Consider the following 20,784-nt stretch of genomic DNA (forward strand, 5'->3'; position numbering starts at 1 on the left):
TAGTAGATGTTATAAATTTTGTAAAATTATTATCTATTGCTAGAATAATATTTATATCATCATTGGTAGTATTGTATTCTTGAAAAGCCTTAAAATGTGTTTTGAATAAATCCTGGTCTTTTAATTCTTTAAGATAAATATCTAATTTTTCTTCATCACCTAATGGATCAAAGTCTGAAACAACAACATTACTATAATGTTCAAAAGCTTGTTTTATGTTCTTAACATTTACATTTTTATATGAAAAATCAATAATCTTACAATCATTTTTATATTTAGTAGTTCTATTAACTCTTGATATAGTTTGGATTGCATTTATACCTCTTATTTCTTTATCTAAAAAAAGTGTGTGTAATTTAGGCTCATCAAATCCTGTTTGGAGTTTATCAACTACAATAATTAATCCGTTTTTAGCTAATTTAAAGTTCTGTAAAACTTGTTTTTCATTTATACCATGATTAACACTATTACTGCTTGGTTGGTCTTGACTGTCAGAATAAACTATATAAATTGGAGCTTCTTTAAATCTTTCGTGTTTTTTTTGTTCTACTAATTCTTTATAGTGTTTATCAATTAATCGTTTGTATCTGATTGCATTTGGAATTGAGGAAACTGCTAACATAGCTTTTGCCGTACCTCTAATATTATGATAAACAGTTGAGACTAATCTTTCTGAAATAAATTTTGAAATAGCTTCGATTCTTTCTTTATTGGAATAGATTTTCTTTTTACGAATTGCGTACTTTTTACCCTCTTCATCTATACCAGTATCTGTATCGTCTGGTATTTCTTCGTATCCAGAATCACCTTCAAAACCTTCTAACTCATTATCTGGTATTCCAAATTGCATTTTTGATGAAACTGGAACAATACCTCTAATAGGATTTAAAATAAAACCATCTTCGATGGCTTCTTTCATAGTGTAACTATCAAAAGGAATCCAAAATTTTTCTGCTTCCGCATATTTATTATACTCTCCAAAACGAGCTAAAGTAATATCGCTAGGCGTAGCTGTGAAACCTATTATTAAATTCTTTTTATGAATCGTATTTGTGTAAACTTTACTGTTATCAAAACCGCTTTGCAATTCATCGAAAACACTTATCATTTCTTCGTTTTGTGATCCACTATTACTTCTGTGAATTTCATCAATTAAGAAAGCAACTCTTAATGTAGATAACTTCGAAGTTACTTCATTATCAAGTATTTCTTTTATTGCACCAAACTTTTGAATATTTACAACAATTACTCTTTTATCACTACTTAATGCAGTCATAAAACTTTTCTTGTCTGAAGCTTCCAAAAACATTCCTTTTTGAATGTTCATATTGTGTAACATACTGTCTAATTGGTCTCGCAGTTGCAACCTATCGACAACTAACATTACTTTATCGTAGATGTAATTACCATCTTTACGTAAGTCTTTTAATTGTAATGCTGTCCAACCTATAATATTACTTTTACCAAAACCTGCTGCATATTGCAACAATAAAGAATATACATTTTTGTTGTTTTGATATTTTTGCCTTTTTGCAATTAGTTCTTTTATTTGGGTTTCTCCAATACCCTTTGCTTTTAATTCTTTTTCTAGTTTATTGATGAAATAATCAGGTTCGTTTTCGTGTTCTAAAAACTCATTGATTTTTGCAATAACCTTATCTGCACCAAATTTTTGTTTAGGTCTTGGGCTGATTAATCTACCATCATTGTGCTTGTATTCTTTTACTTTACTACCTTCTTTTTTAATTAATTCACGCTCAATAAAATTATAATAGAGTATTTCTTTTTCTATCATTTTTTTATCGTACAAGGCTTTGAAAACCTCTTCAAATTTTAGGTTTTTATCAGCATCTTTATTTATTAGCGGATATGGTTTAAAATCTCTAAAAACTTTTTTCTCGTATTCGTCAAAATCATATTCATCTGAAACAACTGTATTTTTTATTTCATCAAAATGATTAGAAATATTTCTGATAATATAGGTTTCATTAATATCTGTAGAAGTAATATGAATTGCTTTTTCAAATATTTTTAAAAAGTCTTTTCTAATGGTTTGAGATAAATCATTTCCATCAGCAATTTTTAAATATTCTTGTACTGCGGTTTGATAATCCATTGCAACTTTCTTTCTGCCGTTCTTTTTAGCATTTTGATTGTTCCAATTGCTTTTTAATTCGCTATAGCCTAAAAATATACCATTAAGAAAAAATGATAAATCTGGGCGAAAAGAAAAGTATTGTTTGCCTTGATACTTAAAAGTATAAGGTAACTCCTGAACGATAGAGAATATGTTTTCATCGAACAATTTATCTTCGTGAGTTTCACTACCACTAGGATAGAATAAATGAAATTTCAAACCTTCAAAAGTAACTGATTTGTTAGAATTGATAAACAAAGCCATATTCATAGATGATTTTACTTTTTCATCTAAAAAAAGGCTGAAAGCTTCTATTAGTTCTTTTTCACTAGTAAACTTTTTAGAAAGTTTTTTATAGTTGTCTTTGTTTAAAGAAGTTTCAGAAAGAAATTGTTTTAAATCTTCGTTTATAAAAAAATGACTTGAAACTGTATTTGCCTTAGCTTCTTTGTATTGTAAACCATCTGGACGTTCACAAAAAAAGTTTACTAAATATTTGTCTTGTAAATCTAATTCATTCATCTTAGTCCTATGTTACTTTTATTTTACCTGTAACCACATCATTAATTAATGTTTTACGAAGCTCTTTTAATTTTATAATTTGAGTATTTATATTTTCTACAATTTTATCAGTAGTTTTTATTTTCGTGTCTAAATACTTGGCAATTTCTGTTTGTTCATTTAAAGGTGGAAAAGCAATATTAATAACTGCCATTTCATTATTCATAATTTTTGCACCGTTGGTATCAATTCGTTTATTGTGAGTTGCACTCTCTTGCAAAGCATAAACAACATAGTCTAAATCTAAATTTTTTCTTTTGGGTATTAAAGTACCACAGACATTTGTACAATTAAATTTGCCACTACGTCTGAATACTGTTCCAGCATTTGCACCATCTGTTGTCCAAGTTAATAAATCATTATCAAAGTCATAAGTTTCAATATAACCTAAACAACCATTATTTTCAGTTTGAGAAGAATATACAGGATATTTACCTTCTTCAACTAGTAACTCTTGACCAATTACACGACCTCTACCAATATTAAATAAATCTTTAATTCGTTCTATTTTCCAATGTTGAGGAATATCATTAATATAGTTTATATCGCTGTTTTTGAATTTTACATTTTTATCTAATCCTTTGCAAACTGCTTCATTAATTATGCTTTTTCTATACTCCTTGTAGTAGTTGGCTTTTTGAATTAAAAGATTTATTTTTTTATCAATTGCCTGGGTTTTGCTGTCGAGGTAATTTGCTATTTCAATTTGTTCTTTTAACTGAGGTATTGCAATGTTTAGATTTAAAATTTTTGTTGGATTAGTTCGTGGCATTTTAACACCATCCGTCATTGAATTAATTTTAAAAATAAATTTAGTTGACAAAAATCTATAAAAGAAATATTTTGAATGACTAAACTTTCCATTAAAAATAGAGCGCAGAACAACAACTTCACCACTAACACCACCATTAAAATCTGGTAAATATATTTTGCCTAAATAGGGCCGAAGTTTATTAATCAATATATCACCTGAATTAAACAAATTTGTTGTTTCGTTATTATCATTTGAAACTCTTTGTATTAGTTTGCCTGTAAATTGCTCTATATTTTCCAATGGTATGTAGCAATTTTCTGATAATTTATTACCATTTAGTGATATTTGCTTAAACACATCTTTTATTCTTTTTACTTCCCATTTTGAAGGAATTTCACCTAACCAATCAATTTCTGAAGGTTTATATTTTTCATACTTTATCATATTGATAATTCTTTTTCAAGGTTAGCTAAATCAATTTCAAGTTGTTTTAAATCGGCTGTTATTTTAATTATATCTCTTAATTTTTCTGGAATGTAAAACACTTTATTAAAATTGATTTCTACACCAATTGTATTATCTAAATACTCAAAAGGTTTGGTAATGTATTTAGCCATAAAAGTTACAATTTGCTTTTGATTTTCCTGTTCATTAGGATTAAAAGGAATTATTTCATAATCTTTTTGAAGATCTTTCGTTATTTCAGCAGTAACCAATATATGTTCTTCTTTAGTCGAAGTTTTTTTCTTGTAAGTAGATTTAATAACTATTTTACCATTACCTAAAAAGCTTAGTTTTTGGTTTTTATCTTTTACTACAATAGTGGCTTTATTATTATCATAATGAAATGAATTGCCTTGTTTATCAATTAATACGAATGCATCATCTTTATAATCAAAATCGTTTACAAACGACTTAAAATAACCCTCATAGAAATTGGCTAAACTAGAATAGTTTTTATTTTCAAACTTAGTGATTACCATTTCATTAATTGCTTTTATACCATTTTCTTTAAAGCTGTCTAAAATAGCAATTGTTTTAGGTTCTATTTTTATGCTTTTATCTTCTTTAAAATCGCCGTTTCTATCTGCTTTATTAGGCATTTCAACAGATTTACCTTCATCATCTACATTGGTAAGTATAATAGATTGTTTGTTAAAGTAAAAGTGCCATTTATCAAATATTTTGCAATATTCGTTGTCTTTAAATTCAGTAAAAGTCTTTATAATTTCAATTCTATTTTCTTCGCTCATTTGCTTTCTCTTTTTACCTTTACTTTTCTTTAAAGGCACAAACAGATTGGCTGCATTGATAAGCATTACTTTATCTTTTCTCTCTGTGGGTTTGTTTTTGTTGAATATCCACAAATAAGTATAAATACCTGTATTGAAAAATTCGTCAGTAGGCATTTGAACAATTGCTTCAACCCAATCGTTATCTAGAAAATATTTTCTAATGGCACTTTCACCACTGCCTGCATCACCGCTAAATAATGTTGAACCATTATGGACCACGACTGCTAAACCATCATCAGCCAATTGATATAATATGTGTTGTGTAAATAAAAATTGACCATCAGAAATTGAAGGCAAGGCAACAAATCTTTCTGTAGTATCATTTACAATGTCTTTTTGATATCCTTTCCAATCGACACCGTAAGGAGGATTTGCAACAATAATATCAAATTTCTTTTCTATAAACTTAATTTCTGTTAGTGTATTACCATGTTCTATTTGAGAACCAACTCTAAATCTACTTTCGATTTTTGCTAAAGCGTATAGACTATCGTTCCAATCTTCACCGTATGTAGCTGTTGGTCTTTTAAAGTTTTCTTTGATTTTATCTTCTACTCCAAATAAAAGGTTTCCTCCACCACACGTTGGATCATATATTGTTAGAAATTTTTCATTGTCTTCAATTTTAGAAGCAATAATATCTGTTATCAATGAAATAATATCGTCAGGTGTATATTGCTCTCCTGCTGTTTCTGCTGAAATATCAGCCCATTTTCTTTTGATGTGTTCTTCTAAAGTAGTTATTTCAGAATTATTAAAAGGTGTTAAATCAATTTCACTCCAAGTTTGCACCGTTTCAAATAATATTCGTTTCTTTTTTAATAATCCACTAATACCAGATATATCCAAAAACTTTTCTTCTTCAGTTCCTTTATCAACTCCTAACAAATATTTAGTTTCAGCATCAAAAGCTTTTAAGTATGCGTGGAAATCTACATCAAAAGTTTTGTCATTTTTACAAATGTCTTTTAATGTTTTGTTTTTACGAATTACGAAATCATTATATCCTAATCCTTCTAATTGAAACATATCAATAAAATCCTCAATATCAATATCTCCGATATCTTCTTTCAATCTTTTTGCTTCTCTTACTAATCTACTCTCTACCATTAAAAGAGCAAAGAAAGGCATCATGTATTTTGGGAAGTCACTTTGTTTTATTCCAGAGGCTATAAGTAAATCGGCAGTTTTCCAAACGTCTTTTTCGTATTGTAATATATTTATGCTCATTTTGTGTTTTAATGTTAGAATTGGTAAATATAGATAATTCTAATGCTTATTCTCCTCAGAAATTATTGATAAAATTGCTTTTTTTTAAAACTAAATAGGCTTCTAGTTTATATTTGTGAAAGAAGTGTATGAGCAAATTAAAAAAAAATTAATTAAGAAAAAATAAAAGTAAAAAGTAAATTCTGATACACAAATAAATAGAGTGTTATTACATTTCTATTAAATAAAAAAGATGCTTACGCATCTTTTTTATTTAATCTCCTACTCTACCAAATATCATTTGATGATAATTTCTCATGAATTCGTATACTGTTCCTCTTGCGTATAAACCAACTGTAATTTTAATAAGTAAAATATTCATACCATTCCATAATCAAATACTGGAAAATAGTATAATTTAAAATCGTAGAGATCTTAGTTTTTATTTTTCAAGATCAAAATCTAGTAATTCTTTAGGATGCTTTCCTAATCCTTTTGCTAAATCCAAAAGTGTTGTAAATGATAAATTTCTTTTCCCATTTTCTATGTCACTTATTGTAGCTTTGATAAGCTTATCACTATTTAAGGCAACAGTGTCTTGACTTAAATCTAATTCAGTTCTAAGCTTTTTAACATGCAAGCCAAATTTTTTTAATTTTTCCTCCTTATGTTTTTCCATCTTTTTTAAGCATTTAAACAAAAGGCGTGATAATTCCATTAAAAAATATTATAAGATCTTATAACAAATAAAAAAAAATTGTTATATTTGTTTATTATTTGAATTAACATTTAATATTATTTGCATTTAGCATATAATTAAATAATTTTGCGATTCTTCATGTAAAAATATTTGAAGCATTCGCTTTGATTCTCGTTTTCAAAAACTGGCGTTTTATTAACCACGAGAGGATAAGTTAGATGCTCACGTCTTATGGCGTGGGCTCACTTATTTGTGGTAGGGTGCCGCCAGTGCCTTGAAAACGATAAGCTGAGTTCCGCGCTTTTTTATGCAAAAAACTCACTTACTTATTCTCAGCGTAATACCTCTTATTTTTTTTAAAATTCGCATCTAATTAGTCGAACCTTTTAAAATAATCATTGCCTGTGTATTAAAAATCTCCCTTATGCCTATTAAGCTGTGTACTTAATACATAAAAAATGGCCCTCAGCTGCAGCGACCAAACTAGAGCAGAGGACCTTAGCTAATCAAATATCCATTTAACTAACCAATCCCAATATTATGAATTATTTTTCATTTTCTAAGGATGGAAGAGCACTTTATTGCCTGTTTTTTGCTGGCATTCTGTTGTCTTTTTCCACCATTTATTCCAGAAATTTTCGAAATGATAAAATGCTACCCTACCAGCAACATGAGGTCCAGGGTATTATAAGTGATGGTTCTTCTCCTCTTCCAGGAGTCACGATCACGCTTAAAAGCAGAAAGAATACAACCGTAATCACTGATTACAATGGCCACTATTCTCTGCTAGCTTCTCCTATAGATACTTTGATAGTATCTTTTATTGGATTCAAAACTAAATTTATTCCAGTAAATGAGAGAGCTAAAATTGACATTAAGCTGGAATACGATACTACTACCCTACAGGAGGTTCGGGTAAATGCTGGTTATTATTCCGTAAAAGAAAGTGACCGTACGGGGAGTATTGCCCGAATTACCTCTAAGGATATAGAAAATCAGCCTGTTACTAATGTACTCGCCACGATGCAGGGACGTATGGCTGGTGTAAATATTATTCAACGAACAGGTATTCCCGGGGGCAGTTTTGATATCAAAATCAGGGGACAGAACAGTATTCGGACCGATGGAAATTCGCCGCTGTACATAATAGATGGCGTTCCCTATTCGTCAGATGTCATTAGTTCAAGTCTCACGGCTACCGCTTTTCCTTCCGGTGTTAATCCACTTAACAATATTAATCCAGATAATATTGAAAGTATTGAAGTCCTCAAAGATGCTGATGCAACATCAATATACGGTTCTAGAGGAGCTAACGGTGTTGTGCTGATCACAACCAAAACAGGAAAAAAAGGAAAAACATCCTTCAATTTGCAGACATCTACTGGTTTTGGAACAGTTACAAAACTTCCAAAACTGATGAATACAGAGCAATACCTTAAAATGAGAAAACAGGCATTCATAAATGACGGACTAACCGAGTATGGTCCTTATGATTATGATGTTAACGGGACATGGGATCAAAACCGGTACACCGACTGGCAAAAAGAACTTCTTGGACGCACATCCCAAACATCGGATTTTCAAGGAACAGTTAACGGAGGTTCTGAAAATACGCAATTCCTTATAAGCGGAAATTTTCACAGGGAAACAACCGTTTTTCCGGGTGATTTCTTATACAAAAGAGGCGGCGGCCATATTAACCTCAATCATAATTCAGACGATAATAAATTTAAGATACATTTTTCAGGATCATATAATGTCCAGGACAACAACCAGCCTTCTTTTGACTTTACTAATGAAGCTAGATATTTGGCACCAAATGCGCCTGCGCTATACACTGCAGATGGGCAGCTAAACTGGGAGAATTCTACATGGGATAATCCCCTTAGAAATCTTGAAAGCAAATACAAGTCAAAGACTAATGATCTTCTGGCAAATACCTTGATATCATATGAAATCTGGAAAGATTTTACAGTAAAGAGCAGTTTTGGTTGTACAAGTTTGGATACTAAAGAGACGAGAGTTATACCTTCAACTATGGCAGATCCTGCCTATGAAGCAACAAGCGATGATTCATCGCTATTTTTAAACAATACCAAACGAAGCTCATGGATTATCGAACCGCAGATAAACTGGTCAAAAAATCTTGGAGCTGGCAAAATAGATATTTTGACTGGAATGACTTTTCAAAGCCAGAAAACAGAGAGAATTAATCTATCAGGAATTGGATTTACCTCTAATAGTTTGATCTATAATATTGCTGCCGCAAAAAACATTAGAATATATACCGATGATGAGACAGTATATAAATATCAAGCATTCTTTGGTCGATTTAATTACAATTATAAACAGAGATATATTGTTAATCTCACAGGCCGTCGCGATGGTTCAAGCAGATTTGGACCTGGAAATCAATTTGCAAATTTTGGAGCTGCCGGTATTGCGTGGATTTTCTCTAAGGAAACTTTTCTGGAAAATAATCGATGGTTGAGTTATGGAAAAATAAGATCGAGCTATGGAGTAACTGGTAGTGATCAAATTGGCGATTATATGTATCTTGACACTTATACAACTTCAGGTAAAGTATACAATGGAGTAACAGGAGTTCAGCCCTCACGCCTCTTTAATAAAGATTTTGGATGGGAAACTAATAAAAAATTTGAACTTGCTCTTGAACTAGGTTTCTTACATGATAGAATATATGTTACAGGAGCCATTTATAAAAACCGTTCTTCAAATCAACTAGTAGGTATTCCGCTCCCAGCAACAACTGGCTTTACTTCATTGCAGTCTAATTTAGATGCTGTAGTAGAAAACACTGGACTTGAATTAACCTTTCGAACAGTAAATCTTAGAGGAAAAAACTTTAGCTGGTCTACAAATCTCAATTTGACATTTGCCCGAAATAAGTTGGTAGATTTTCCTGGTCTGCAAACGTCAACCTACAGTCAGCAGTATCGTATAGGCCAACCGCTAAATATTAATCTGCTTTACAATTTTAAAGGAGTCAATCCGCAGACTGGAATTTATGAATTTGAAGATCTAAATAATGATGGCAGAGTCACTTTTCCCGATGATAGACAAGCCGTAGTAGATTTAAATCCAAAATATTATGGGGGTATACAAAATCAAATCAGCTATAAAAATTTAACTCTGGATTTCCTGTTCCAGTTTTCAAAACAGAAAAACAGATCTTATCCTGTAAGCGGTGCCGGTCAGATGCTAAATCAGATAGACAGGCTTACTGACAGCTGGACACAGACGGGAGATAATTCACCCTATCAGATATATACCACTGGATATAATAACGATGCTCTAAATGCAGATTCCCTCTACTCACAAAGTACAGGTGCTATTACAGACGCATCTTTTGTTAGATTAAAAAATTTATCCCTCACCTATGATCTCCCATTAAGTCTAAAAGGGCTTAAATGTAAAATTATGCTGCAGGGCCAAAACCTGTTGACTTTTACAAAATATAAGGACGGAGATCCTGAATTTATTTCTTACGGTTATCTGCCGCCATTAACGGTAATTAATACCGGAATTCAATTAACATTCTAAACTATCAAAGATGAAAACAACATATATCGTACTTCCAAAGATATTTTACTTATTAATTATTGGTTTAGTATCATCATGCCAGTCATTTGTTGAGGTTGATCTGCCAAAATCACAATTGACCACAGAAAGTGTATTTGAGGATTATAATACCGCAGAAGCAGCCTTAACTAATATTTATACAAGTATTAGAGAAAAAGGTATTTTAACAGGTGGCCAGCTTGGAATTTCAAATCAGCTCGGAAATTATGCCGATGAGATCACCTGTGTGGACAATCCTTCAAAAGCAAGCTATAATTTTTATCGCAACTCTCTCTTACCTACCAATACATATGTTACTGGATATTGGAATGCTGCCTACAATCAAATTTATGCCGCTAACCTTGTCATTCAGGGTACCAAGTCTAGTAAAAATCTAACTGCTCAGCAAAAAGACCAACTCGAAGGAGAAGCATTATTTATTCGTGCTTTACTTCATTTTTATCTCACAAATATATTCGGAGATATTCCATATGCTACACAGACAGATTACAAACAAAATAGCATTATTTCTAAAACTTCAGTAGACCAAGTATATCGTTTAGTTGTTACTGATCTACAGGACGCTTCCGTACTTTTAAGCAGTAAAGATGACAATCCTGGTCGTTTACAGCCGAGTGTGAGCGCTGCGCAGGCATTGCTTTCAAGAGTCTATCTCTATCTAAAAGCTTATCCCGAAGCTTCAAATAGCGCATCTGCAGTTTTAAATCAGAGCAGCGAGTATAAATTAGAAAATATTTCAAATGTATTTTTAATTTCTTCCTCCGAGACTATTTGGCAGTTACAATCTGAATTAACAGGACAAAACACAGCAGATGGAGCTTTTTTTATTTTTACTTCAGTGCCACCGCCGTCTGTGTCATTGGATAGTCAGCTGATAGCTTCATTTAACGCTGCTGATCTACGAAAAACAAACTGGATTAAATCCGTTACAAAAGGAAGCCAAACCTATTTTCATTCTTATAAGTATAAAGAAAAAGATTTTACTGCGACATCTAAAGAATATGCAATAGTACTAAGACTTGCTGAACAATATCTTATCAGGGCAGAAGCCAGAGCCTACCAAGGCGACTTAATTGGGGCAAAAGAAGATCTAAACAAAATTAGAAATCGTGCAGGACTAAACAATGTCGCTGCTGTGACACATCAGGAAATTTTAGACGCAATTCATTTAGAGCGTCGATGGGAACTCTTTACAGAATATGGACATCGCTTTTTCGATCTTAAGCGGTCAGGTAAATTAGATTCTTCACTAAACGGAATTAAGCCTGGCTGGAACAGCAGCGATGCTTTATTTCCGCTGCCACAAAATGAACTGACCGCTAACCCAAACTTAAGACCTCAAAATACTGGATACTAAATATTTTATTATGCAACTTATACATATGCACGTGTCAATCGGAAATTACAGCCAAAGATTAATACAGAAAAGTTTTTTTTTAGTTTTATTTTTTATTTTGCCATTAGTAGCCTGTCCCTTATGGGGACAGGTGGTGCAAAAAAAGCAATTGGTTTCATCAGATTATTATGGTTGGGGAAAAATAATTATAGATAAAGTCTCCCCTGATGAGAAATGGGTTTGCTATAAAATGGAATACGAAAAAGGAGGTGACACTTTATTTATCCGTAATCATTTTTCGCATAAGTCTTATAGTTTTCCTAAAGGCAGAAACGGCTTTTTTGCCGGAAATAAATTTATCTGTAAGATAGATAAAGGTATTACTATTGTAGACTTAAAAACAGCTTTCAGAGAAAATCTTTCCGACGTTGATCGCTATTCTTACAATCAGCAAACAGAGCAGCTAATTTTTCTTCTTGCTGACAAAGAAGCAAATAAGAAACTTGCAATACGCTCTTTTAAAAACAGCACAATAAGAGAAATTAAAGACGTAACTGATTTTAGTCTCAGTCCTTCTGGCAATCATCTTGCATATTTCAGCAACAATAACAAAACATCTTTTGTTTTCCAAATTAACCTTAAATCAAAAGAAGGACCTAAGCTTATTGCATTAAACAAAAAAGGGAATTTCATGGGGTTCACATGGAATAAAAACGGCAATGCATTGGCTTTCTATCAACAGGATAGAAATATGAAGATTAATGCTTTAATATATTATTTGTCCAAAGAGGATAAATTGTATAAACTCGACAGTGCTTCTGCTGTAGTCTTTCCAAAAAATACAGACATTATTTATGAAAATCTAAATGGAATTTTTATCTCTGATGATGCTGAAAAAGTATTTTTTTCAATTAAAAATCAAGAAGAGATTATTTCTAAAAGCCATCAATCAGATGTGGAAATATGGAATGGAAATGACAAATGGACTTATTTACAGGAAAAAAACTTTGGCAACTTTGAAAATGGTCCTAAAACAGTAATGTGGATTCCTAAAACAAATTATTTTTCAGCAGTTACCTCAAATGAATTTCCAAAAGTAATACTAAGCGGTAATTATAAATATGCCATAATTTCTAATCCAAAGCAGTATGAACCGCAATTTGATTTCAACGGCCCTAGAGACTATTATCTTTTAGATCTCAGTACTTTTCAAAAGAGTCTTTTATTACAAAGACAGTCCTACGATCATAAAAACCTGATTGCTTCGCCAAAAGGAAAAAGCTTTGCTTACTTTAGCGAAAATAATTGGTGGGTTTACAATTTTGAAGAAAAAAAACACATCAATTTGACCGCATCTCTTGGAGTAAAATTCACAGCAAAGCTACATGATCTTCAAATAGAATCAATATGTGGCAGTCCTGGATGGACTGTTGACGATAATGAGCTTGTATTCTATGATAAATATGATATCTGGGTAGTTTCAACTTCAGGTAACGAAGCGAGAAGGTTAACCCGTGGAAAAGAAGAAAAAATCAGATTCCGCATTGCTGATATGCCTAATAAAAATATTGATAATTATATTTATGACGGTCTAATAAGCCGGGAAATTGATGTCCAAAAAGAACTGATTCTTCAAGCCGAAGGAGAAGATGGAAAAACAGGATATTTTATATGGAGTCCTGACGGTTCATTAGAACCAATAGTTTATAAGGACAGTTTTATTGATCAGCTAAATTATGGTACAGAAAAAAAGAATTTTTATTTCAGAGAGCAGAAATTTGATATATCCCCAAAACTGATTCTGAAGGAAAGAAGCAAAGAACCGATAACAATTTTTAAGAGTAATCCTCAACAGGAAAATTTCTTTTGGGGCAAGTCACAATTAATTAATTACAACAGCGATGGAAATTTCTTGAAGGCAGTTCTTTATTATCCTGCGCAGTACGACTCCAAAAAAAAATACCCCATGATTGTCAAAATCTATGACAGGCAGTCTAATCAATTGCATAAATTTGAAAACCCAACTTATAATAATGTAAACGGTTTTAACACAACTCTTTTTACCTCCGAAAACTACTTTGTCTTGAAACCTGATTTATTATTGGAAGCTAAAAATCCAGGGGTTTCTGCATTGTCCTGTGTAATTTCAGCAGTAAACAAGGTAGTGGAAACAGGAATAGTTGATTCCTCGAAAATTGGTCTGATGGGACATTCTTACGGAGGTTTTGAATCTTCTTTCATTATTACTCAAACTCAGCTGTTTTCTGCTGCAATCGCTAGTGGTGCGATTACGGATCTGAACAGTTACTATCACACTATAAACAGTAGATCTGGAAAACCTGATATGTGGAGATTTGGAATTGAACAGTGGACAATGTTGGCAACACCTTATGAAGCACCAGAATCCTATTGGTCAAACTCACCTATTGCCCACGTAAAAAATGTAAATACGCCCACATTATTATGGACAGGTAAAATTGATTCGCAAGTAAATCCATCCCAAAGTTTTGAATTTTATTTAGCGCTGCGCCGACTTGGTAAAAAATGTATCATGCTGCAGTATCCAGATGAGAATCATCTATTGATAAATTCTTTAAATCAAAAAGATGTTACAGAACGTACAATGGATTGGTTTCGTTACTTCTTAAAAAATGACCAATCCGCTATGTGGATTGAAAAGGGTACAAAATAAAAAAACAATGCAGTTCAAATTATGAACTGCATTGTCATTTTAATAATGGATTCAATTGTCATAACGATATAAAGGCGTTACACAATTATTGTTTGTAGTTTTCTCATAGGCCAATGGTCCAGAGTCACCTGAAATGTGGCAAAAATTTTCACTTATAGCGTCGTCGCAATCTACTGACACATTACCACATTTGTTGTTTGACAAGGCATTATACCCCTGTGTCAGGGTAGTTGTTTTTTTCGAAGCGCTCTGCATCGAAGTGGTTGCAAATGCACCACAGACTGCCAGAGCTATAACTCCTGCTGGCAGCAGATTTTTTAAACTTAAAGTTTTCATGATTTTAATTTTTAAATTATAGTGTGATCTACTTTTTTCTACAGGTTTTCGATCTTAATCCTGACACCGGCCGGTATATCTTAATGTTTTTATAAAATATTTAATGTGATGAGATTTCCTTTTTAATGATATCACTAAACTTATATACAACAAGAGTTTTATCAATCAAAGCATATAAATTTTCTTCAGTTATAGTTAAAGAACGCAGTCTTTTTTTTCCTATATGATAAACTGGAAAGCTCAGGAGATATTTGTTAGTTTTAATATCATACAAATCAATTATAGAGGAACGTTCCCAAAGCTTATCGATTTCATTTTTTCCTTTTATCTTTGAATTTACAAAAAGTAGATTTTGATAAACAGCAGAATGTGCATTTACAATATAAACAGGCGAAGAAATAGTTCTCTCTTTATCATTATTTAAAGATGCAGTTTTTATCTTGACATTCTTTATTGTATCTATAGTATGCCCTCTATAAGATAAATTTCCAAGTTTATCAGCAATTATAAATTCGTTCCGGTAGTAATAGAGATACACGATTTTTTTTAGCTTTGGGCTGTATAATAACATCCCATCTGTATCAAAAATTCCATCTGTCTGCCGCTCTAATAAATCTCTTTTATATTTAATCCTGCCAGACGTATCCGATGTGTTGTAAATTCCAAGTACGTTTGCTGCGTTCTTTGCATTATTAGATCGGAATACTGCGCTAAAATCGTCTAGAGGCAATGCTTTTGTAAAATAAGGAAATCCATCAAAATCATTATTAATTTTCCAATTTTTCAGACTTCCCTGAAAGTATTTTGGGACACTCCCATCGAATAAATAAAACGAGGAATCACGGACTGCTATGGAAATATTTTTAAATGGTATTTTGTTTGGAGAAAATGATATTCTAACCCTTTTAATCTGTTTGTTTTTATTATCAATTAATAAAACCTGTGAAGGATTGGTGTAATTACCGAGATAAACTTTTTTCTCATCGGAACCGGCAAAATAATATGAATTGAATTTCAAATCAATCTCGTAAATAAACTCTGCTGCATGCACAGGATATCTTCTGATAAATGGGTTGTTATAATGCATAATATTTTCTGAGGAAAGAAAAAGCAATGTGACGCTAACTACACTAAAAACTAAGCAAAAGCAGATTAGTCTTATAGGTTTTAGGTAACTTTTAAAAGTATACTTTCTTTCGCCGCCATTGGAACTTAATAAAATTGTTAAAACCGCTAGAATAATAAATGTTAAATTGAAAAGCAGGTGCACATTCCAGCTCATCTTTTCTAACACACCACCACACGAACAAGGAATAAAAGAACTAAAGTGAAGAATAATAAATATATAAACCGTAAACATTTCCATCAGTATAAGAGAAAAATAAAGTCCCCACAATCTAAATCTTGACGTAATTAACAATATAGCAGTAAGAAGTTCTGCAATTGGAACTAACACAGCTATCCATGATGAAAAAGCACTTAATAGAGGAGATTGTGACAACTGCACATGAAAGTTCTCAAAATCAAGCAGTTTACTTATTGCAGCATATACAAACAATAAAACATATAAATAAGAAACTAACTGTATTACAAGATTTTTTATCGATCGACGTGAATTCATAATCTTAAGATTTTAAGTTTATCTCATTTTTAAATCATATATTATTAGATGATTATCTTACACAAATGTAAATACGAAATTTCGCATAAAGACTTTAAAAATCAAGCCAAAAACTTTGAAAATCAGGCAGTTTTACATTTGAGATGGCATAAAAAATAAATGCCTGCACTTTGTAAGAATAGCGCAGGCATTAAATCATTGTAATTGTTTTTGAAATCAGCCTTTTATCGAGGCACTGATTCCGGCAAGTTTTTCATGCAGCTCTATAAGCCCTGCTTTTTGCAGGCACTCTTGAGAGAGACTCTCCAGTTCTGTCCTTCCCTGCTCACTTATGCTCTCCAATAGTACCGAAGATCCTTCTCTTATCTTCAGCCCGTCCTGTATCAAATGGCTTAAAAGCAGCACATTTTTTCGTGAAATTTTCAAATCCATTTTCACCGGCTCATTCATGCCAGGGATACTCAGCACCGTATCAAAAACCTTGGCCGCATCATTTACTGTAATCATACTTCATCATTTTAAATTAATATTTCACTTACCGTAAAATTATAAAGTATCATCCCTATTTACCCTACTCAAAATTTGGGGAGGATTGCAGGGCTTGGAGGCCTTTTCTAATTTAGCTCTCATGTAAATCCGTAGAACCTGTTCAATTGGTGCATTTTAGATTTTTAAAGCAGATTCTGAATGGATTTCCTTTAATTTTTAATAGGGATGACAGCTTCTTCTTAGCTGATTGCTACAGCTGAAAAAAGACTTTTAGAAGCTTTCGGACTGCGGTTTTCTGCAGTCAGCAAGATGTCTGGTTGTATCACAACCAAAAATCTTGCTGCCCCTCTGCTCGGAACTCGCTGGCAGTAAAAATTTAAGGTTGAATGAAATTGAAACAGAAAATGAAAAGATCATGGAAGAAAAAAAAAGCGGCAGAAACAGATGGCTGCACATCCGGCTGACCAAAGAAGAATTTGATTTTATTGATAAGAATTTCAAAGCATCAGCCTGCCGTAAACGCAGTGACTTCGTGCGCAGAAATCTGCTGAGAAAACCCATTGTAATGAGATATAGAAACGAGTCGCTGGATAAGCTGCTGCAGGAGCTTATCCAGCTCAGAACACAGCTGAATTTCATGGGAAATAATTTCAATCAGAGCGTTAAAAAACTCCATACCCTTTTTGAAATTTCCGATTTAAGAGTCTGGATTCTGTCTTTTGAATCTGAAAGAAAAAAATATTTTTCGCTGGTTGAAGAAATAAAAAAACAAATTGAAAATCTCGCCCAAAAATGGTTGCAGTCATAAACACAGGACACTCGATTAGAGGCATCTTCATGTACAATGAGAATAAAGTTTCCCAGGGTGCAGCTGTGTGCATCGGCGAGGGAAATTATCCCATCGATATTGAAAAAATGTCAGAATCTTTTAAGCTCGGCGTATTTCTAAAACAGCTCCAGCTCAATGAAAATGTCAAGCGCTGCGCTGTGCACATCTCACTGAATTTTGACCGTTCGGACAAGGATTTATCCAAAGAGAAACTCATGCAGATTGCCTGTTGTTATATGGAGAAAATTGGATTCGGCGCACAGCCTTATCTGGTCTACCAGCACCACGATGCGGGACATCCCCACCTTCATATCGCATCCATAAATGTGCGGGCAGACGGATCCAGAATTAACATGCACAATATTGGAAGAAACCAGTCTGAAACTGCTCGCAAAGAATTGGAGATTTCTTTTAATCTGGTTCGGGCGGACTCGAGAAGAAAACAGAGTCCGGCACTTATTAATGACATCGATGCGGAAAAAATAAAATATGGGGCAATACATTCCAAGACAGCCATCGGAAGTGTACTCAATGCAGTTATTCCGCACTACAAATACACAACGCTGGGTGAGCTGAACGCAGTATTGAACCTCTATAACGTGAAGGCGGAAAGGGGAAAGGAAAATTCAAAAATGTTTCAGAATAAAGGGCTGGTCTACCAGATTCTGGATGAGAACAAAAAGACTGTCGGAGTTCCTATAAAAGCCAGTAGTTTTTATTCCAAGCCAACCCTTTCCCGGCTTGAAATTAATTTTGCCGACTCCAAAACTTCTCGCATGATAAACATGAAAAGAACACGAAATGCGGTGGACCTGCTCCTTTTGAAATACCCAAACATTACGCTCTCGCAGCTTGAAACGCGGCTGGCTAACCAGGGCATTACGGCAGTTGTCAGAAAAAATGAACAGGGGCTAATATACGGCATGACGTACATAGATCATAACACCAGATGCGTTTTCAACGGAAGCAGTCTGGGACCTGGATATGCAGCCAAAGGTCTCCTGCAGCGTCTGGGCCATTCCTCTCATTATGAGAAGCAGTATACAGTTCCTGATGGTACCGCTAAGAAGCACGGCTCTTTTATTTCCGCAGGGGAAGTGCAGCGGATAATTGATGAAGTGCTTTACGCCGGAACGCCGTCAGATTACCTTCCCAGAGAGCTTAAAAACAAGCGAAAAAAAAGAAGGAGAAAAGGACAGTCCGATAATAATTAACACATAAAAATCAACAGCATGCAGACGGGAGAAAATGAACAGGCGCTTAGAAAAATTTTAGATATGACAAGACTGATGAGCATCGCAGTGCTGCTCATCCATTTTTATTATTACTGCTTTAATTCCTTCAGGCATTGGAATCTTGCGCCGGATTTTACCTGCAGGATACTGGAGAATATTTATCGTACGGGGCTTTTGGACAGCTTCCATAAATCAAAGCTTTTTGCACTTGGACTCTTGGTTATTTCCCTCATGGGGGCCAGAGGAAGAAAAGATGAAAAGCTCCATTTTAGAACTGCTTTTTATTATATCTCATTGGGGCTGATGTTTTACTTTGGTTCCTATCTGGCTTTTGTAATATTTGCGAATGCTGAGGTCTGCTCCGTACTATATATCTCACTGTGTTCTTTGGGTTATTTAATGACGCTTTCCGGTGGCACCCTACTCTCCCGAATTATCCGCAGAAAGCTGGGTTCAGCAGATATATTCAATAAGGAAAATGAAACTTTCCCACAAGAGGAAAGGCTGATTGAAAACGAATATTCCGTTAACCTTCCCGCACGCTATCACCTCAAAGACAAAGTGCGCAGCAGCTGGATTAACATTATAAATCCCTTCCGAGGTATTCTGGTTCCAGGCACGCCGGGTTCGGGAAAATCATACTTTGTAATCCGCCATATAATCACCCAGCATATTGCCAAAGGATTTTCCATGTTCATCTATGATTTTAAGTTCGACGACCTCACCGTTATCGCCTATAATGCCTGGCTGAAATATCGTCATCTTTATGCCGTGGAGCCCAAATTTTACATCATAAATTTTGACGACCTCTCCAGAACGCACCGGTGCAATCCTCTTGATCCTGCGGCAATGACAGACATTACCGATGCCGCTGAATCTGCCCGCACAATCCTTATGGGACTCAACCGGGAGTGGATTAAAAAACAGGGAGATTTCTTTGTGGAATCCCCTATAAATTTCCTGACAGCTGTCATCTGGTACCTTCGAAAATACAACGATGGCGAGTTCTGCACCCTGCCCCACGTTATTGAAATGATCCAGGCAGATTACGAGAGCCTTTTCACGCTTTTGAGAACTGAAAAAGAGATCGAAGTGCTTATCAATCCCTTTGTCAGTGCGTTCCTGAACGAGGCTGTAGACCAGCTGGAGGGGCAGATCGCTTCTGCTAAAATCTCACTGGCAAAACTCTCCTCACCCCAGCTTTACTATGTGCTGTCAGGCAGTGATTTTACCCTTGACATTAATAATCCATCTGATCCAAAAATTGTTTCAATGGGGAACAATCCGCAGAAAATACAGACATACGGGGCAGTCCTTTCCCTTTTTGTCAGCCGTCTTATCAAACAGGTAAACCAGAAGGGAAAGCTTAAAAGCAGTCTCATTTTTGACGAGTTCCCCACTGTCTATCTCAATAATATTGACAGTCTGATTGCAACGGCAAGAAGCAACAGAGTGAGCACCTGTCTGGGTATTCAGGACTTCAGCCAGCTTCGTAAAGACTACGGCCGCGAGCAGGCTGATGTGATCATTAATATAGTCGGAAATATCATCTGCGGACAGGTCAGTGGGGATACGGCCAAACAGCTCTCAGAGCGTTTCGGAAAAATAATGCAGGACCGCGAAAGCCTCTCTATAAACAGCAGCGACACCTCCATAAGCCGTTCCCGACAGCTGGAATCCGCAGTGCCGCCTTCGAAGATTTCTTCGCTGAGTTCGGGGGAATTCGTGGGCATGACAGCTGATAACCCGGACTGCAGAATTGAGCTTAAAACCTTTCACTGCGAGATCATCAACGACCACGAAAAAATTAAAAAAGAAACAGATAATTACCAAGAAATTCCGATCATACGGACAATTGATAATGCTATCATCCACAAAAATTATCTGCAGATAAAAATTGAAATTCAGGAAATAATCCACAGTGAAATGGAAAGGATAATCAAAAATCCTGCGCTTTCATCACTGGTTCTCAAAAAAGAAAAATAAC

13 protein-coding genes are annotated in these 20,784 nt (G+C 34.0%); 6 read left to right on the forward strand and 7 right to left on the reverse strand.

Annotation, left to right across the window (positions count from 1 at the left end):
• The 4 genes from IW20_RS21540 to IW20_RS21555 form a co-directional block, all read right to left on the reverse strand.
• On the reverse strand, positions 1-2,659 hold a 2,659-nt coding region (locus IW20_RS21540; protein WP_035627424.1), incomplete at its 3' end, for a DEAD/DEAH box helicase family protein.
• 7 nt (positions 2,660-2,666) lie between these two features.
• Positions 2,667-3,896 carry a restriction endonuclease subunit S gene (locus IW20_RS21545; RefSeq protein ID WP_035627427.1) on the reverse strand — a complete coding sequence of 410 codons (1,230 nt, stop codon included), beginning with the start codon at positions 3,894-3,896 and terminating at the stop codon, positions 2,667-2,669.
• Positions 3,893-5,977, reverse strand: a complete 2,085-nt coding sequence (locus tag IW20_RS21550; RefSeq protein WP_081912538.1) for an HsdM family class I SAM-dependent methyltransferase — start codon at positions 5,975-5,977, stop codon at positions 3,893-3,895. Before IW20_RS21550 ends, IW20_RS21545 begins: the two co-directional genes overlap by 4 nt.
• 421 nt (positions 5,978-6,398) lie before the next feature.
• Positions 6,399-6,635, reverse strand: coding sequence for a helix-turn-helix domain-containing protein (locus IW20_RS21555; RefSeq protein ID WP_035627429.1), 237 nt, complete (start codon positions 6,633-6,635; stop codon positions 6,399-6,401).
• A 672-nt stretch (positions 6,636-7,307) separates the two neighbouring features.
• Between IW20_RS21555 and IW20_RS21560 the strand changes: the two genes are divergently transcribed.
• Genes IW20_RS21560 through IW20_RS21570 form a run of 3 tightly spaced genes read left to right on the forward strand, consistent with a single transcriptional unit; the run spans position 7,308 to position 14,287 of the window.
• Positions 7,308-10,220, forward strand: a complete 2,913-nt coding sequence (locus IW20_RS21560; RefSeq protein WP_316930751.1) for a SusC/RagA family TonB-linked outer membrane protein — start codon at positions 7,308-7,310, stop codon at positions 10,218-10,220.
• Between the two features lie 10 nt (positions 10,221-10,230).
• Positions 10,231-11,616: a RagB/SusD family nutrient uptake outer membrane protein gene (locus IW20_RS21565; protein ID WP_035627433.1), complete on the forward strand. Its 1,386-nt coding sequence runs from the start codon at positions 10,231-10,233 to the stop codon at positions 11,614-11,616.
• 10 nt (positions 11,617-11,626) lie between these two features.
• Positions 11,627-14,287, forward strand: coding sequence for a S9 family peptidase (locus IW20_RS21570; RefSeq protein WP_081912539.1), 2,661 nt, complete (start codon positions 11,627-11,629; stop codon positions 14,285-14,287).
• A gap of 51 nt (positions 14,288-14,338) precedes the next feature.
• Here the strand turns inward: IW20_RS21570 and IW20_RS21575 are convergent, their stop codons facing one another.
• From IW20_RS21575 to IW20_RS21585, 3 genes are all read right to left on the reverse strand, one after another.
• Complete coding sequence (locus IW20_RS21575; protein WP_035627438.1) at positions 14,339-14,623, reverse strand: DUF6520 family protein; 285 nt, start codon at positions 14,621-14,623, stop codon at positions 14,339-14,341.
• A gap of 100 nt (positions 14,624-14,723) precedes the next feature.
• Complete coding sequence (locus IW20_RS21580) at positions 14,724-16,244, reverse strand: MauE/DoxX family redox-associated membrane protein (protein WP_035627439.1); 1,521 nt, start codon at positions 16,242-16,244, stop codon at positions 14,724-14,726.
• 216 nt (positions 16,245-16,460) lie between these two features.
• Positions 16,461-16,751, reverse strand: coding sequence for a hypothetical protein (locus tag IW20_RS21585; protein WP_035627442.1), 291 nt, complete (start codon positions 16,749-16,751; stop codon positions 16,461-16,463).
• A 364-nt stretch (positions 16,752-17,115) separates the two neighbouring features.
• Between IW20_RS21585 and IW20_RS21590 the strand changes: the two genes are divergently transcribed.
• Genes IW20_RS21590 through mobC form a run of 3 tightly spaced genes read left to right on the forward strand, consistent with a single transcriptional unit; the run spans position 17,116 to position 20,783 of the window.
• The gene (locus IW20_RS21590) at positions 17,116-17,541 is read left to right on the forward strand and encodes a plasmid mobilization protein (protein WP_240478523.1); all 426 of its coding nucleotides are present in this window, start codon (positions 17,116-17,118) and stop codon (positions 17,539-17,541) included.
• A complete protein-coding gene (locus IW20_RS21595) occupies positions 17,526-18,776 on the forward strand; it encodes a relaxase/mobilization nuclease domain-containing protein (protein WP_035627444.1) in 1,251 nt (416 codons plus the stop codon). The genes IW20_RS21590 and IW20_RS21595 overlap by 16 nt, the downstream gene beginning before the upstream one ends.
• A gap of 18 nt (positions 18,777-18,794) precedes the next feature.
• Positions 18,795-20,783 (forward strand): conjugal transfer protein MobC, encoded by a 1,989-nt coding sequence (gene mobC, locus IW20_RS21600; RefSeq protein WP_035627448.1) that lies wholly within the window; start codon positions 18,795-18,797, stop codon positions 20,781-20,783.
• Position 20,784 lies beyond the last annotated feature (1 nt).

This window comes from Flavobacterium hydatis (assembly GCF_000737695.1).
GTDB classification, from domain to species: Bacteria; Bacteroidota; Bacteroidia; order Flavobacteriales; family Flavobacteriaceae; genus Flavobacterium; species Flavobacterium hydatis.